The following is a 15,544-nucleotide window of genomic DNA, read 5'->3' as shown; positions in this document are numbered from 1 at the left end:
CTCCGCGACGACGACAACCGGGCATGACGACCCCCCGCGTCGCAACGGTCCTCGCCGTGGCCACGGCGGTGATCGGCAGCCTGCTGCTGAGCGCACCACCGGTCCGCGAACCGGGAACGCCCGCGGCGACGGTCGCTCAGCCCGCAGCGCCTCCGCCGCCGCCGCCCGTGGTCCTGACCCCGGAGGAGGTCGAGGCCAGGGCGATCCCGGCGATCGTCACGCTCGTCGCGGATTCGGGTCTCGTCGAAACCGCGGGAACGGGGATCGTGCTCACCCCCGACGGCGTTGTCCTCACCAACCATCACGTGATCGACGGCGCCCTCGACATCAGCGCGGTGAGCCTGGGCAACGGTGCGGAGTACGTCGCGGACGTCCTCGGGTACGACAGTTCCCGCGACGTCGCGGTACTCCGGCTCCAGGGCGCGGGCGACCTCCCGGTGGCGACCCTCGCGAAGGACACCACCATCGGAATCGGCGACCCGGTGACCGCGGTGGGTAACGCGGAGGGAGGCGGGGTTCCGGTGGCGGCCCGCGGGTTCGTGACCGACGTCGAGCAGACGATCACCGCCCGCAGTTCCACCGACGGTTCCCGGAACCGGCTGAACGGGCTGATCCAGATCGACGCGGCCGTACGTCCCGGCGACTCCGGCGGCCCCCTCGTCGACGCCACCGCCGCCGTCATCGGCGTCAACACCGCGGGCAACGCCGACTCCGACCCCACGAAACCCGCTCCCATTCAGCCGAGATCGTATGCGGTGCCCATCGACACCGCGATGACGATCGTCGATCAGGTCCGCGCCGGAACCACGTCCGCCACCGTGCACATCGGCGACACCCCTCTCCTCGGGATCAGCGTCACCGACGACGACCGGGGCGCCGAAGTGCTCTGGGTCAGCATCGGCACCCCCGCCGACGACGCCGGCATCGAGATCGGAGACGTCATCACCGAATTCGACGGAACACCCGTCCGGTCCTCGGACGATCTCAGCGAACGCATGATCGCGCGGCACCCCGGCGACGAGGTCGCGGTGCGCTGGTTCGACGAGAGCGGACAACAGCGATCGACGACGATCGTGCTCGAGAAAGGCCCGCCGCGGTAGTCAGGCGGTCTTGTCCCGGGCGACACCGTCGTCCGGTCGCACGCGTGTCGTGACGAAACGCGCGATACGCCGAAGCACCGCACGGCTTTCCGGCAGACCGGGCCACAACGCCGGGAACGCGTGCACCTGGCCGTCCCAGATCTGCAGCGTCGTCGGAACACCCGCAGCGCTCAGCCGATACGCCATCAGCTCCGAATCCGACCTCAGCACCTCACCTTCCGCAGCGACCAGCAGCGCAGGCGGCAGACCCTCGAGAGTCCCGTTCACGGGCGACAGCGCGGGGTCGAGCACGCCGTCCACCTCGCCGCCGAGCTTGCCGATGGTGACGAGCGCCTCCACGGGCGCGAACACGTCGCGGGCGGCATTGGCGTGCACCAGCTTGTCTGCGCAGTCCAGGTCCAGCAGCGGCGACAGTCCGACCAGGCCGGCGGGCAGATCGACGCCCTCCTCGCGGGCCTTCAGCGCCGTCGCGAAGACGAGGAACCCGCCGGCCGAGTCGCCGGCGAACACCGTCCCGCCCGCGCGGGCTCCGTTCTCCAGCAACCACTTGTACGCCGTCAGGCAGTCGTCGACCGAACCGCTGATGTTCGTGTCGGGCAGTTGCCGGTAGCCGACGTGCATCACCGGCAGCCCGGTCAGCTTCGCGATCGTCGCGACCACCGGCCGATGCGTGTTCAGCCCGCAACACAGGAACCCGCCGCCGTGCAGGTAGAGGACGACACCGTCACCCAGGTCCGGAGACACCCCCGGCGCGCGCACGATCTCCGCGTCGAATCCGGGCAGTCGCACCTTCTGTCGGCGAATTCCGGACGCGGGACGGATCCCCGCCGCCAAGTCCAGCAACGCGGCCCTGCGAATCGCCGATTCGTTGATCGGGGCCATCCGCACCACAGGCCGGAGAAACCACCTGCACGCCTGGTAGAGAACCTGGGATTCGATACTCGGCCCCGCGAGCCTCGCCCCCGAACGGTACTGGACGATCGGTGTCCCGCTCCGCTGCTGCGCGGACGGCTTGCGGTCGTTCGGCACAGATTTCATGCCTTCTCCCCTGGTCGCCGGTACCCGTCGCCGTTGACGGATACGTAACTTCAACCTTGGAGTACCCGCCGCGGTCGTGTGTCACTCATGGTGGCTTCGGCCCCAAGTCGTTATCCCCTTTGCCCGAATCGTTATCGCAGGCGTGGCAAGTGGGCCATCGAGGGGTCGACTCAGCCGAAATCGAGCTCGTCGAGCTCGTCCACCACGGTGACCTTGCGCTTTCGTCCGCCCATCATCCTGCCGATGCCGCGACGCCCGCCGGCGTCCGCGTTGCCCGAGGGCAGGATCCGCTGCGGCGCCACCCGGGGTCGTGCCACGTGCACGGGGGGAAGCGTCGCGGCCGGGGGTTCCACGGTGTCGGGAGTCGCCACGGGTGCCCGGGGCGGGAGGGGAGGCCGGGACGGGAGCGGAGCCGGCACCGCGATCGCGGGCAGCGGCGGCACGACCGGTTCGAAGACCCGCTCGCGGCAAGGCACGTCCGTGTCCCGGAGATCGACGTCGTCGAGATCGACCACCCACCGCACCCGGTTCTCGAGGCCGCGGTCCTGCAGCTCGGCCCAGATCTCGTCGTGCCACGTCGAGGGTTCGCCGCTGCCGAACGCCCGGGAGTTCGCACTGACCCACACCACGTCCTCGGACGGGCGGCGATCGGCGATGTCCAGGACCGTCAGCCAGTTCACCGTGGCGGTGTAGCCGTGCCGCTTCTTGTCCACGTACGGGCGACGACGCTGCAACTCGCGACCGGCGATGTCGAGGTGCGACACGTGGGCCGGCTCGATCACGTCGCAGCCCATCGCCTCCAGCTGCCGGGCGAGCGAGTCGACGTACCCGTCGGCCTTGGCCCGGGCGGCGTCCACGAAGACCGACAGGTCCTCCCGGAGCCCGAGCCGGTCGTACATCCGCGCCTGGACGGTCAGGGCGTCGATCATGGCGACGGATTCCCGCTGGTACCGGTGCGCTACCTCGACGAGGACGAGGCGGGGAACGAGCACCCGGCCGCCGTGGTCGAGGGCGTCGCGGACGAACGTCTCGAAGCGCGCGTCTCGTGTGACGGCCGAGGTGTCGAGAACAATCAGCATTGATCGATTCTCACCGAACGCGCCTGCCGCGCCAGAGAAGTTGCTGAGTCGTTACCCAAACACCCGGATCGGGGTCATCGCAGCACCCATCGGGGCATTGCCGTGTGGTTGCCCGGCAGGCGCTAGTGGATCTTGAAGATCACCGCGCGCTGCACGACGAAATTGATGACCGTCGCCGTGCCCTGGGCGATGACGAACGCAAGCGGCAGACGCCACCATTCGTCGGGGAAAGCGTGATACATCACCCAGTTGAGGCCCACCTGCACGGCGAACGTGACCGCGTAGAGGATGACGACGGCCACGAAGCGGGCACGGCTCGGTTCGGCCTTGAACGTCCACCGGCGGTTGATCAGGTACGCGGTGGTGGTGCCCGCGATGAAGCTGATCGACTTCGCCACGTTCACGGGGAGCCCGACCACTTCGAACAGCAGGACGTACAGGCCGAAGTCGACGATCGCCGACAATCCGCCGGTCAGGACGAAACGGATGATCTGCGTCTTCAGGTCCAGTGCGTCGTCCGCGATGTTCTCGGTGACGGGGATCTCGACGGGGAGCGGAACGTGCGGTTCGTGCTCGTGACTCGGCTGGGTTTCTGACACGACGACGAGGCTAGCGCCCCGTGAGTACTTGTCGACCGCGTGCGGTGGATAAGCACGCACGGGCCCGCGGGGCCGGCCTCCGGGTACCCTCTACCTCGATGTCCACGACAGCAGAAGAGACGCCCACCCAGGCGCTCCCCACACAGACCCGCACCCTCACCGGCTGGGGACGCACCGCGCCCACCACCGCGCAGGTGCTGTCCACTCCCGACGTGGAAGTGATCGCGCGAGCGGTCGCCCAGGTCGCGGAGCAGAACGAGTCGAAGCCCGCTCACCTGCAGCGTGGGGTGATCGCCCGCGGCCTCGGCCGCTCCTACGGCGACCCGGCGCAGAACGCCGGTGGCCTGGTCATCGACATGAATGCGCTGAACCGGATCCACCGCATCGACCGCGACACCCACCTGGTGGAGGTTGACGCCGGCGTCAACCTGGACCAGCTGATGAAGGCGGCCCTGCCGTTCGGTCTGTGGGTTCCGGTGCTGCCGGGCACCCGGCAGGTCACCATCGGCGGCGCGATCGGCTCCGACATCCACGGCAAGAACCATCACAGCGCCGGCAGCTTCGGCAACCATGTGGTGTCGCTGGACCTGCTCACCGCCGACGGCAAGGTGCGCACGCTGACGCCGAAGGGCGGCCGCAACGACCCCAGGGGCGCGCTGTTCTGGGCGACGATCGGCGGCATGGGCCTGACGGGCATCATCCTCAAGGCGACCATCAAGATGACGCCCACCGAGACGGCGTACTTCATCGCCGACGGCGACGTCACCCAAACGCTCGACGAGACCATCGCGCTGCACAGCGACGGCAGCGAATCCAATTACGAATACTCGAGCGCCTGGTTCGACGCCATCGCAGCGCCGCCGAAGCTGGGTCGCGCGGCGATCTCCCGCGGTTCGCTCGCGAAGCTCGACCAGTTGCCGGCCAAGCTGCAGAAGAACCCCCTCGCGTTCGACGCCCCGCAGCTGCTGACGTTCCCGGACGTCTTCCCGAACGGCCTTGCCAACAAGTTCAACTTCTCGATGATCGGCGAGCTGTGGTTCCGGAAGTCCGGCACCTACCGCGACAAGGTTCAGAACTTGACGCAGTTCTACCACCCGCTCGACATGTTCGGTGAGTGGAACCGCGCCTACGGATCCAACGGGTTCCTGCAGTACCAGTTCGTGGTGCCGACCACCGCGGTCGAGGAATTCAAGGCCATCATCCGCGACATCCAGAAGTCGGGGCACTACTCGTTCCTCAACGTGTTCAAGCTGTTCGGCGAGGGCAACCAGGCCCCGCTGAGCTTCCCGATCCCGGGCTGGAACATCTGCGTCGACTTCCGCATCAAGCCCGGCCTGAACGAGTTCGTCACCGAACTCGACAAGCGGGTCCTGAAGTTCGGCGGCCGCCTCTACACGGCCAAGGACTCGCGGACCACCGCCGAGACCTTCCACGCCATGTACCCGCGGATCGACGAGTGGATCGCCACCCGCCGCAAGTACGACCCCACCAATGTCTTCGCCTCCGATATGTCCAGAAGGTTGGAACTCTAGTGATCAACGCTGTCGGGAATCCCCAGACACTGCTGCTGCTCGGTGGCACCTCCGAGATCGGTCTCGCGATCTGCGAGGAGTACCTGAAGAAGGCGCCGATGCGGGTGATCCTCGCCGCGCTGCCGGGTGATCCCGGTCGCGATGCCGCCGTCGCCCAGTTGAAAGCGGCCGGCGCCAACGCCGTCGACGTCATCGACTTCGACGCCGTCGACACCGAGAGCCACCCGAAGGTCATCGACGAGGCGTGGGCGAAGAGCGACGTCGACGTCGCCATCGTCGCGTTCGGCCTGCTCGGCGACGCCGAGGAACTGTGGCAGAACCAGCGCAAGGCCGTCCAGATCGCCGAGGTCAACTACACGGCCGCAGTGTCGGTGGGCGTGCTCGTGGGCGAGAAGATGAAGGCACAGGGCTTCGGCCAGATCATCGCCATGTCGTCCGCCGCGGGCGAGCGCGTGCGCCGCTCCAACTTCGTGTACGGATCCACCAAGGCCGGACTCGACGGCTTCTACCTCGGACTCGGTGAGGCGCTGCGCGAGTTCGGTCCGCGCGTCCTCGTCATCCGTCCCGGCCAGGTCCGCACCCGCATGTCCGCGGACGTGAAGGAAGCCCCGCTCACCGTGAACAAGGAAGACGTGGCCAAGCTCGCCGTCACGTCGGCGGAGAAGGGCAAGGATCTCGTGTGGGCGCCGGGCGCCTTCCGCTACGTGATGATGATCCTGCGGCACATCCCGCGACCGATCTTCAAGAAGCTGCCCATCTAAGCTTCGCCCTCGTGACGGAAGCAGACGTAGCACCGGCCCGACGGTCCCTGTCGACAGCTGTCGAAATGCTGCTGGGGGCCGTCGCGGCCGCAGTGGTGGCGGCGGTCGGACTGTTCGCGTTCGCGCGGGTGCAGTGGCCGGCGTTCAACTCGTCCAACGTGACCCAGGCCGTCACCACGGTCGGCCAGGTCGTTGCCATCGCCGGTATCGCGGTGTCCGTCCTGCTCGTACGACTGCACCGGGCCCCGCGGTTCGCCCGGCTGCTGTCGTGGGCGAGCCTGTCCGGGTTCGTGACCGTCACCCTCGGTCTGCCTCTCGCAGCCACCAAGCTCTACCTGCACGGCGTCTCCGTCGACCAGGAGTTCCGCACCGAGTACCTCACCCGGCTGACCGACTCGGCGGCGTTGCGCGACATGACGTATGCCGACCTGCCGCCGTACTACCCGGCCGGCTGGTTCTGGGTGGGCGGGCGCGTCGCCAACCTCCTCGGCGTGGACGGCTGGGAAGCCTTCAAGCCATACGCCATCGGATCGCTCGCCGTCGCAGCCGTCGTGGCACTGGTGTTGTGGAGCAACCTGATCCGCCACGACCTGGCCATCGTCGTGTCCCTCGCGACCACGGCACTCGTCCTGGCCTACGGATCACCCGAACCGTACGGCGCCGTCATCACCCTGCTGATCGGTCCCGCACTCGTCCTCGCCTGGGGCGGGCTGAACCGCGTCGACGGGCGCGGCGGCTGGGGCGCCGTGATCGGCACCGGACTGTTCCTCGGCCTCGCCGCTACGTTCTACACGCTGTATCTCGGGCTCGCCGCCTTCGCGATCACCCTGCTCGCACTGCTCGCCGCGACCCTGCGGATACGCGCCCGGAAGTCGTGGCGGGCGGCGATCGATCCGCTGGTCCGGCTGATCGTGATCGCCGCCGTGTCCGGCGTTCTCGCACTGACGGTCTGGTTGCCGTATCTGCTGAAGGTCGTGGGCGGTTCGCCCGCGGCGTCGGGAACAGCGCTGCACTATCTGCCCGAGGCAGGCGCACATCTGCCACTGCCGATGATCCACTTCTCCCTCACCGGGGCACTGTGCCTGCTCGGCACCATCTGGCTCGTCGCCCGCGCGTCGACGTCGCGGCGCGCGCAGGCACTCGGCGTCGGGGTGGTGGCCATCTACCTGTGGTCGCTGCTGTCGATGGCGGTCACCGTGCTCGGCAGCACCCTCCTCTCGTTCCGACTCGAGCCTGTGCTGATCGTCCTGCTCGGCGCAGCAGGTGTCTTCGGATTCGTCGAATTCGCAGGCTGGCTCGTGCTCGCGACCAGCGACAACCCGCGGGTCAAGGGGGCGGTCCTGGTGATCGGCGTGCTGGGCGCGCTGTCGTTCGTCCAGAACATCCCCAAGTTCCTCGACTCCGACATCGCCGTCGCCTACACCGACACCGACGGCAACGGTGAACGCGCCGACCAGCGCCCACCCGGCGCCGCCGCTCACTACGCGGCAGTCGACGAGCTGATCCAGGCGCAGGTCCCCCGCGACCGCGACGACACGGTCGTCCTCACCGCCGACACCAGTTTCCTCAGCTTCTATCCCTACCTCGGGTTCCAGGCGCTGACGTCGCACTACTCGAATCCCCTGGCGGACTTCGCCGGACGCGCCGGGACCATCGCGGACTGGAGCGAACTCGAGACGCCCGACCAGCTGGTGACCGCACTCGACGCGGCGCCGTGGCGCGCCCCCGACGCGTTCGTGTTCCGCCAGGGCCCCGACGGGTACACCTTGCGGCTCGCCGAGGACGTGTATCCCAACGATCCCAACGTGCGCCGCTACACCGTCACGTTCCCGAAAGAACTGTTCGACGACCCCCGATTCACGGTGTCGGAGACCGGGCCGTTCGTGGTCGTCACAAGAAACTGATCGGTCTGTTCACGTTTATCTCGCCACCTCGCGGGAACCCCGCAGCCAATCAGGGAGGCGGGTATTTCCCGCGCCCCGAGGGGAATTGTCGGGTCGTCGCGAGGAGCGGTCATGCCGGATGCAGTGGAGCCTCGACGTGCCGATAGCGGTGCCGAAGACTATCTCCTCGGCACCGCCGGCGGTGAGGTGGTCGTGCATGCCGGACTCGCCGTGACGATCGGAGCGATCGTCGGTGTCTACGCCGGGCACTGGGTGCTTTTCGTAATCGCCTTGCTCGGCGCCGCCGTATGGATCACAGGCGACGCCGTCGTCCATGTCAGTCGACAAAGGTCGCCGGACATCAGTCCGGCGACCCCTGTCAGGCACCCTGTCGGGCGGGCTGCCTAGTTGAGCTTCTGCGGCACACCGTAAGTCATCACGGTGTCACCGTTCTCCGTCACGGCCATTGCGTACGGACGGATGGTGACCGGCCCGATAGCACCGGAGATGGAGCCATGAACTCCCTGCATCCTGACCACAGCGGCCGATCCGTCGAACTCCTGACCCTCGAGGATCGGAACGGTGGTGATTCCACCGGGCTCCAGGTCGATGTCGAGTTCCTGCGACGGAATGATGTCACCGGCGAGTTCGACGTTCGTCCCGGCATTCAGACCCAGCGAGAGCTCCGGGAGGAGTCCCAGGTCGATTCCGTTGCTCGACCCGATCGCGAACCCGAGTCCGGGCGTGTTCAGGACGATCGTCGCGCCGGCCAGTGCGACCGGGTAACCGATCTGATAGCCGACGGTGAGCTGAGTTCCCTCGAACTCTTCCGCGTTCGGCCCGGTGATGGCGACCCCGGCGTAACCGTTGTGGAAGAACTCCACGCTGGTGGGTACGCCGTCCAGCGGCGGAACTGTCTGATACTGCGTGTCGCCCTGCACGACTTCGATGCGATTTCCCTGTGCATCGATCACGGAACTGGAATTGTCCACGCCGGCCGACGCGGTGCCATTGCCCATGACCATGGCGAGCGCGGCGATGCCAGCGACTGCCACCGAGCGTGTAAACCGTTTGTACCCAAATCGAGATGTGCTGATGTCCGTCATGCCGACCCCATTCAGAGTGCACTGCAACCGATACGAAAAAGCATGCTGAGCGTAACCAGTGGGGCAGGAGAATATCCCTGTATTGATCAGAAGTTCACAAATCAACTTGATGTGATACACGCAACAATCACGAGATCGCAACCAAGGAAGCTCTCAGCGACCTCCGGTACCCTCGGTCGATTGACATCGACCCGAGAACCGGAGGCGCAGCTGCGTGACTGAGATACTCACCCAGGTCGAGACCACTCGGCAGGCAGAGAGCACCAGCACCACTGCTCGCCCTCTCCGCTCCCGTCTCCGGCCGCACCCGGCCGATGTCGCGGCGGTCGTCTTCTACGTCGGCCTCGCGGCATTCGTGTTGGCCCGCCAGTGGAAACACCTCGGGACCGGCTATCTGGTGCGCAGCGGCCAGGACCAGACGATGTGGGAGTGGTTCTTCGCGGTCGCCGCACGCTCACTGGTCCATCTGGACAATCCGCTCTCCAGCGACCTGCAGAACTACCCGCTGGGCGTCAATCTCATGGGCAACACGGCGATGTTCGGCATCAGCATTCCGCTGGCGCCGGTCACGCTGTTGTTCGGACCGAACGTCACCTTCACTCTCGCGCTCACACTTGGCCTGTCGGGCACGGCAATTGCCTGGTATTGGGTGTTTTCGCGGCATGTCGTGTCGTCGCGACTCGCGGCCGCCGTCGGCGGTGGTCTGTGCGGTTTCGCCCCCGCCCTGATCTCGCACACCAACGGGCACCCCAACTTCGTCGCCCTGTTCCTGTTGCCCTTCATCGCGCTGGCCGTGATCAGGCTGGGCAGCGGTGCGCGCCCGGTGCGCGACGGCATCGTCCTCGGCTTGCTGATCGCCTATCAGATCTTCCTCGGCGAAGAACCCCTGCTTATCTACGCGCTGGCGTTCGCGGTTTTCGGTGCCGCCTTCGCGGCGTCGCGTCCGCGCGCGGCATTCACGGCGGTCACGCGCAGCATCAAGGGTTTCGCGATTGCCGGCGGCGTCGCGCTGGCCATCGCCGCCGTGCCCCTGTGGTGGCAGTTCTTCGGGCCCGACAGCTACCGGGCGATCGAACACGGCCCCGTCGGCAACGACACCGAAGCGTTCACCAGCTTTCCGACGTCCTCGCTGGCAGGCGAGCCCGGGTCCGCCGAGTTCAGCATGAACGCCACCGAGGAGAACGCGTATTTCGGCTGGCCCCTGCTGATCCTCCTCGGCCTGTCGGCCCTGTGGCTGTGGCGCATGCCGCTGGCTCGCGCCGCGGCCGCGACCGTCGCAGTGATGGGCGTCCTGTCGCTCGGAACTTCGCTGACGATCGGTGGCTGGGACACCGGAATTCCCCTGCCGTGGAAGCTGATCTCACACCTGCCGCTCCTCGAATCCGTACTCGAATCGCGCTTCGCGATGGGCTGCCTGCCCGCCGCCGCCCTGCTGCTCGCGCTGGGCACCGACCGCGCCCTGGCGTCCGCCCGAGAGGGCCAGCGGACCACCACCCTGTTGTGGGTCGGCTGGCTCGCGGTGGCGCTGCTTCCGCTGGCGCCCACGCCGCTCGCCGTCGTCCAACGCGATACCGCACCGAGTTTCTTCGCCGACGGCACGTGGCGGGAGTACGTCACCGACGGCTCCGTCGTCACGGTGCCGCTTCCCTCCCCGGAGAACGCGCGGATGCTGCGCTGGCAGACCGAGCAGGATCTCGCATTCCCCATCGCCGGTGGGTATTTCGTCGGACCGGCCGGCAGCGAGGACAGGGGTAAGTACGGTCCCGACGACCGCCCCACCGCCCTACTGCTCGCGTCCGCGCAGTCGTCCGGCCAGGTGCCTGCCATCGACGAGGCCACGAAAGCCCAGGCACTGGCGGACCTGAAGTTCTGGAACGCCGACGTCCTGGTCCTGCCGCACACCCAGAACGATCGCGTTCTGCGCGAGACGGTCCAGCAGCTCGTCGGGGCACCCGCGAAGCCGGTCGACGGCGTGTGGGTGTGGGACGTGCGAGCACTGACGTAGGAAAGTCCTACCGCGTCAACACTTCCGGTCCGTCCTCACCGATGGCGACGGTGTGCTCGCTGTGCGCGGCACGGGCGCCCGTCGCCGTGCGGAGCGTCCAGCCGTCGGCCTCGTGCCGGTAGTCGTCGGTGCCGTCGGCGATGAGCATGGGTTCGATCGCGATCACCATCCCGGGACGCAACAGCATTCCCTTCCCGACGCGACCCTCGTTGGGCACGTGCGGATCTTCGTGCATCTGCCTGCCGATGCCGTGCCCGCCGTGGTCGGCGAGCATGCCGTACCCCGCGCCGCGCGCGAACAGTCCGATGGCGGCACCGATGTCTCCCAACCGTTTTCCCGGCCGGGCGGCCGCAATACCGTGCGCGAGAGCGGCTTCGGTGGCCTCGACGAGGGCGATGTCGGCCGGGTCGGCCGTTCCCACGACGAAACTCACGGCGGCGTCCCCGCACCAGCCGGCGAGCCTGGCGCCGCAGTCGATGCTGACGAGGTCACCGTCGCGGAGTCGGTACTCGCCGGGAATGCCGTGCACCACCGCATCGTTCACGCTCGCGCAGATGACCCCGGGAAACGGGCTGGGCGCCCAGTTCGGGTGATAGTTCAGGAACACGGGCTCCGCCCCCGCGTCGCGGATCACCGTCGCGGCCACCGCATCGAGGCCCTGAAGTGTCACCCCGATCGCGGCCGCCTCGCGCACTGCGGCCAGGGCGTCGGCCACCACCCGGCCCGCCGCGCGCATCGCCTGCACCTCGGCCGCCGACTTCAACTCGACCACGGCTCACCCTCCACGTCGGGATCCAATTTCTATACCGGTATTACTATATGGCACATGGTGCGTGTGCCGTTGACAGCAGAGGAACTCGAACGCGGGCAGAGGCTGGGTGAGCTGCTGCGATCCGCGCGGGGAGACATGAGCATGGTCACGGTCGCACTCGACGCGGGCATCTCCGTCGAAACCCTGCGCAAGATCGAGACCGGACGCATCGCCACACCCGCGTTCTTCACGATCGCCGCGGTCGCCCGGGTTCTGGACCTCTCCCTCGACGACGTCGCCGCGGTCGTGACCTTCGGTCCCGTGAGTACTTCTTAACCGCCGCGCGTTAACAAGTACTCACGGGTGGCGGAGCCACCATCGCCTAACATCGTCCTGTGCCGTCCCAACCCCCGCCGCCTGACCTTCGGACCATCCGCACTTCCCGGCTCGTCGCGATCGTCACCGGCCTGATCGGGTTCGTGCTCGCGCTGGCCACCCCGTTCCTCCCGGTGAAGCAGGACGCCGCGTCGATCGACTGGCCGCAGGACGGCACCGTGAACAGCGTCGAGGCGCCACTCGTCTCGTACACACCGCTGGACATGCAGGTGACCGTGCCGTGCTCGGTGTTCACGCAACTCGGACCCGACGGCGGCACCGTCGTCTCCACCCTCCCGAATCGCGCGCCCGACTTCGAGAAGAACGGCCTCGTGGTGAAGGGCGGCGCCGGCGGCACGGTCGACGTCACGATTCGCGGCATCTCCCTGATCTCGGCGGACGCCGCGGATGTCCAGGGCTGCACCGCCCTCACCGTCACGTCCGACCACCAGCGGACGTCGGCGGAGATCACGGGCACCGCCGAACCCCTCGCCGGTTCCGTCGAGGGCGACCAGCGCCCGCAGATGGTCGGCCTGTTCACCGACCTGCAGGGGGCGGCGCCGTCAGGGTTGAACGTGCACGTCCACCCGGACTCCCGATTCTCGTCCAGCCCCACCCTGCTCAAACTGCTGGCGATGATCGTGTGCGTCCTCGCAACACTGACGTCGCTGTACGCGTTGCACCGTGTGGACGGCATCGACGGTCGCCGCGCGCGCCGCTTCCTGCCCGCGCACTGGTGGAAGTTCACCGGTGTCGACGCCGTGGTGATCGGGACGCTGCTGCTGTGGCATGTGGTCGGCGCCAACACCTCCGACGACGGTTATCTCCTCGGCATGGCGCGGGTGTCGGAGCATTCCGGCTACATGGCCAACTACTTCCGCTGGTTCGGTGTCCCCGAGGCGCCGTTCGGGTGGTCGTACGAACTCCTCGCGGCGCTGGCGAAGGTGAGCACGGCGAGCATGTGGATGCGACTGCCGACGCTCCTCGCCGCCCTGCTCTGCTGGATGGTGATCAGCCGGGAGGTCATTCCCCGCCTCGGTGTGGCCGTGCGGCGCAACAGAACTGCCCTCTGGACCGGCGGGCTGGTCTTCCTGGCGTTCTGGTTGCCGTACGACAACGGGCTGCGTCCCGAACCGGTCATCGCGCTCGGCGCCCTCCTCACGTGGTGTTCCATCGAGCGCGCCATCGCCACCGGACGACTCCTCCCCGGTGCCGTCGCCGTGCTCATCGCCGCGTTCTCTCTCGCGGCCGGACCGTCGGGCCTGATCTGCATCGCCGCCCTGATCGCCGGTGCGCGGCCGATCCTGCAGATCGTCATCGCGCGCGGCCACCGGGTGGGATTCGCGTCCCAGATCCTGCCGATCCTCGCCGCGGGAACCGTCGTCATGGTGGCCGTCTTCGCGGATCAGACATTGGCGACGGTGCTCGAGTCGACGCGGGTCCGCACCGCCCTCGGCCCCAACGTGGCCTGGTTCGACGAGCGGCTGCGCTGGGATTCGCTCATGGGGATCTCGCCGGACGGCTCGCTGGCCCGCCGCTTCGGCGTGTTCGTGATGCTGCTGTGCGTCGTGGTCTGCGTGATGCTGATCCTGCGCAAGGGGAAGGTGCCCGGGACCGCGATCGGACCGTCCCGCCGAATCCTCGGCATCGTGTTCGCGTCGCTGCTGCTGATGATGTTCACGCCCACCAAATGGACCCACCACTTCGGTGTGTACGCGGGTCTCGCCGGCTCCGTCGCGGTGCTCGCCGCGGTCGGGGTGGGAGCCGCGAGCATCCGCTCCAAACGGAACCGCACCCTGTTCGCCGCGGGTGTCCTGTTCATCCTCGCGGTCGCGTTCACCAGCTCCAACGGCTGGTGGTACGTGTCCAGCTACGGCGTCCCGTGGTGGGACAAGCCGCCGATGATCGCGGGCAAGGGCTTCTCCACGCTGTTCCTGGGCCTCACGGTCCTGACGCTGCTCCTCGCCGCCTGGTACCACGTCCGCGAACCGTACGAGAGCGGCAAGAAGCCCAACGGCAAACGTGCCCGGATGCTGGCGCCGTCGCCGCTGACCGTCGCGGCCGGTGCCGTCGTCCTGTTCGAGGTGCTGTCGCTGCTGAAGGGTGCTGTCGCGCAGTACCCCGGGTACTCCATCGCGAAGGCCAACATCGAGTCGGTGACCGGCAACTCGTGCGCGCTCGCCGACGAGGTCCTCGTCGAGACCGACCCCACCGCCGCACTGCTGCAGCCGCTCACCCCGGTCACCGACCCGAACGGCGCAGGCGCGTTCGGCACGACGTCCGCGGAGGGCTTCACCCCCAACGGCATCGCCGACGACCTCACCGCCGACTCCGAGAAGATCGCCACCGGCGGCGCGAACACCGTCGACACCGAGACCGACGAGACGACGACGGGCACCAGCTCCGGCACCGGTGGCGGTACCGAGGCCACCGCCGGCGTCAACGGCAGCACCGTGACGCTGCCGTTCGGCCTCGACCCCGCCCGGACCCCGGTTCTCGGCAGCTACCAGCCGGGCGGGGATCAGACACCCGCCTCCCTCACCACCGGCTGGTACGGGCTGCCCGACCGCAGCGACGACGCACCGATCCTCACCCTCTCGGCCGCCGGGCGCATCCGGTCGGTCGACGCGGACGGCGTCGTCACCCCCGGTCAGAGTCTGAAGGTCGAGTACGGGGTCACCGGCCCCGACGGGTCCGTCACCGCGCTCGGCACCGTCGACCCGATCGACATCGGGCCGTCCCCGTCGTGGCGCAACCTGCGCGTGCCACTCGACCAGCTGCCCGCCGAGGCGAACACGGTCCGGCTCGTCGCGGACGACCCGGATACCGACCCCGGCCAGTGGCTGGCGGTCACACCGCCCCGGGTGCCGACGATGCAGACCCTGCAGACCGTCGTCGGCTCCAGCGACCCCGTGCTCCTCGACTGGGCCGTCGGGCTCGCTTTCCCCTGCCAGCGGCCCTTCGACCACCGCTACGGCGTCGCCGAGGTCCCGCAGTGGCGTGTTCTCCCCGACCGCATCGGCGCCGAGTCCACCAATGCCTGGCAGGACAAGTTCGGCGGCGGCCCGCTGGGCTGGACCGACCAGCTGTTGTCGGCGAGCACCCTGGCCACCTACCTGTCGAACGACTGGGACCGCGACTGGGGCTCGCTCGAGCGGTACACACCGCTCGACGAGTCGGCGACGCCCGCGCGGGTCGAATCCGAACAGGTGACCAGGTCTGGTACCTGGTCGGCCGGACCGGTGCGTTACTACTAGAAGTGTCCCTACCCTCTGGTAGGCGGCAATATGCCTACTCAGGTTCCTGACATACCAT

13 protein-coding genes are annotated in these 15,544 nt (G+C 68.0%); 8 read left to right on the top strand and 5 right to left on the bottom strand.

The annotated features are described in order from the left end of the window. Nucleotides 1-23 precede the first annotated feature (23 nt). A complete protein-coding gene (locus QM841_RS15530) occupies nucleotides 24-1,100 on the top strand; it encodes a S1C family serine protease (protein WP_283332651.1) in 1,077 nt (358 codons plus the stop codon). Here the strand turns inward: QM841_RS15530 and QM841_RS15525 are convergent, their stop codons facing one another. The 3 genes from QM841_RS15525 to QM841_RS15515 all read right to left on the bottom strand — a co-directional run bounded on the left by QM841_RS15525 (nucleotide 1,101) and on the right by QM841_RS15515 (nucleotide 3,816). Further along, the gene (locus tag QM841_RS15525) at nucleotides 1,101-2,138 is read right to left on the bottom strand and encodes an alpha/beta hydrolase (protein ID WP_105414014.1); all 1,038 of its coding nucleotides are present in this window, start codon (nucleotides 2,136-2,138) and stop codon (nucleotides 1,101-1,103) included. A gap of 170 nt (nucleotides 2,139-2,308) precedes the next feature. Then, a complete protein-coding gene (locus QM841_RS15520; RefSeq protein WP_283332650.1) occupies nucleotides 2,309-3,217 on the bottom strand; it encodes a PIN domain-containing protein in 909 nt (302 codons plus the stop codon). 122 nt (nucleotides 3,218-3,339) lie between these two features. Further along, nucleotides 3,340-3,816 carry a GtrA family protein gene (locus QM841_RS15515; protein WP_009477153.1) on the bottom strand — a complete coding sequence of 159 codons (477 nt, stop codon included), beginning with the start codon at nucleotides 3,814-3,816 and terminating at the stop codon, nucleotides 3,340-3,342. 98 nt (nucleotides 3,817-3,914) lie between these two features. On the opposite strand from QM841_RS15515, the gene dprE1 reads away from it, so the two are divergent. The 4 genes from dprE1 to QM841_RS15495 all read left to right on the top strand — a co-directional run bounded on the left by dprE1 (nucleotide 3,915) and on the right by QM841_RS15495 (nucleotide 8,400). Next, the gene (dprE1, locus tag QM841_RS15510; protein ID WP_280781865.1) at nucleotides 3,915-5,348 is read left to right on the top strand and encodes a decaprenylphosphoryl-beta-D-ribose oxidase; all 1,434 of its coding nucleotides are present in this window, start codon (nucleotides 3,915-3,917) and stop codon (nucleotides 5,346-5,348) included. Next, nucleotides 5,348-6,109: a decaprenylphospho-beta-D-erythro-pentofuranosid-2-ulose 2-reductase gene (gene dprE2 / locus QM841_RS15505; RefSeq protein ID WP_005248822.1), complete on the top strand. Its 762-nt coding sequence runs from the start codon at nucleotides 5,348-5,350 to the stop codon at nucleotides 6,107-6,109. The genes dprE1 and dprE2 overlap by 1 nt, the downstream gene beginning before the upstream one ends. 11 nt (nucleotides 6,110-6,120) lie before the next feature. Further along, nucleotides 6,121-8,013, top strand: a complete 1,893-nt coding sequence (locus QM841_RS15500) for a galactan 5-O-arabinofuranosyltransferase (protein ID WP_283332648.1) — start codon at nucleotides 6,121-6,123, stop codon at nucleotides 8,011-8,013. Nucleotides 8,014-8,124: 111 nt separating this feature from the next. Further along, the gene (locus tag QM841_RS15495; RefSeq protein ID WP_283332647.1) at nucleotides 8,125-8,400 is read left to right on the top strand and encodes a hypothetical protein; all 276 of its coding nucleotides are present in this window, start codon (nucleotides 8,125-8,127) and stop codon (nucleotides 8,398-8,400) included. On the opposite strand, the gene QM841_RS15490 is transcribed toward QM841_RS15495, so the two are convergent. Then, nucleotides 8,397-9,098, bottom strand: a complete 702-nt coding sequence (locus QM841_RS15490; RefSeq protein WP_280781868.1) for an MspA family porin — start codon at nucleotides 9,096-9,098, stop codon at nucleotides 8,397-8,399. The two genes, QM841_RS15495 and QM841_RS15490, sit on opposite strands and share 4 nt — an antisense overlap. A 214-nt stretch (nucleotides 9,099-9,312) precedes the next feature. Here QM841_RS15490 and QM841_RS15485 point away from each other — a divergent pair, with 214 nt between their 5' ends. Further along, nucleotides 9,313-11,103, top strand: coding sequence for a glycosyltransferase family protein (locus tag QM841_RS15485; protein ID WP_283332646.1), 1,791 nt, complete (start codon nucleotides 9,313-9,315; stop codon nucleotides 11,101-11,103). Between the two features lie 7 nt (nucleotides 11,104-11,110). On the opposite strand, the gene map is transcribed toward QM841_RS15485, so the two are convergent. Further along, the gene (gene map, locus QM841_RS15480) at nucleotides 11,111-11,875 is read right to left on the bottom strand and encodes a type I methionyl aminopeptidase (protein WP_283332645.1); all 765 of its coding nucleotides are present in this window, start codon (nucleotides 11,873-11,875) and stop codon (nucleotides 11,111-11,113) included. Nucleotides 11,876-11,929: 54 nt separating this feature from the next. On the opposite strand from map, the gene QM841_RS15475 reads away from it, so the two are divergent. Together QM841_RS15475 and QM841_RS15470 are read left to right on the top strand one after the other, a co-directional pair. Next, on the top strand, nucleotides 11,930-12,190 hold the full coding sequence (locus tag QM841_RS15475) for a helix-turn-helix domain-containing protein (protein WP_005572349.1): 261 nt from the start codon (nucleotides 11,930-11,932) through the stop codon (nucleotides 12,188-12,190). A gap of 59 nt (nucleotides 12,191-12,249) precedes the next feature. Beyond that, nucleotides 12,250-15,486: an arabinosyltransferase domain-containing protein gene (locus QM841_RS15470; protein WP_283332644.1), complete on the top strand. Its 3,237-nt coding sequence runs from the start codon at nucleotides 12,250-12,252 to the stop codon at nucleotides 15,484-15,486. Nucleotides 15,487-15,544 lie beyond the last annotated feature (58 nt).

Source organism: Rhodococcus sp. IEGM 1307 (assembly GCF_030056915.1).
Classification (GTDB): domain Bacteria; phylum Actinomycetota; class Actinomycetes; order Mycobacteriales; family Mycobacteriaceae; genus Rhodococcus_F; species Rhodococcus_F opacus_D.
The sequence above is the reverse complement of the archived record's forward strand: the minus strand, read 5'-3'. Positions and strand labels throughout refer to the sequence as shown.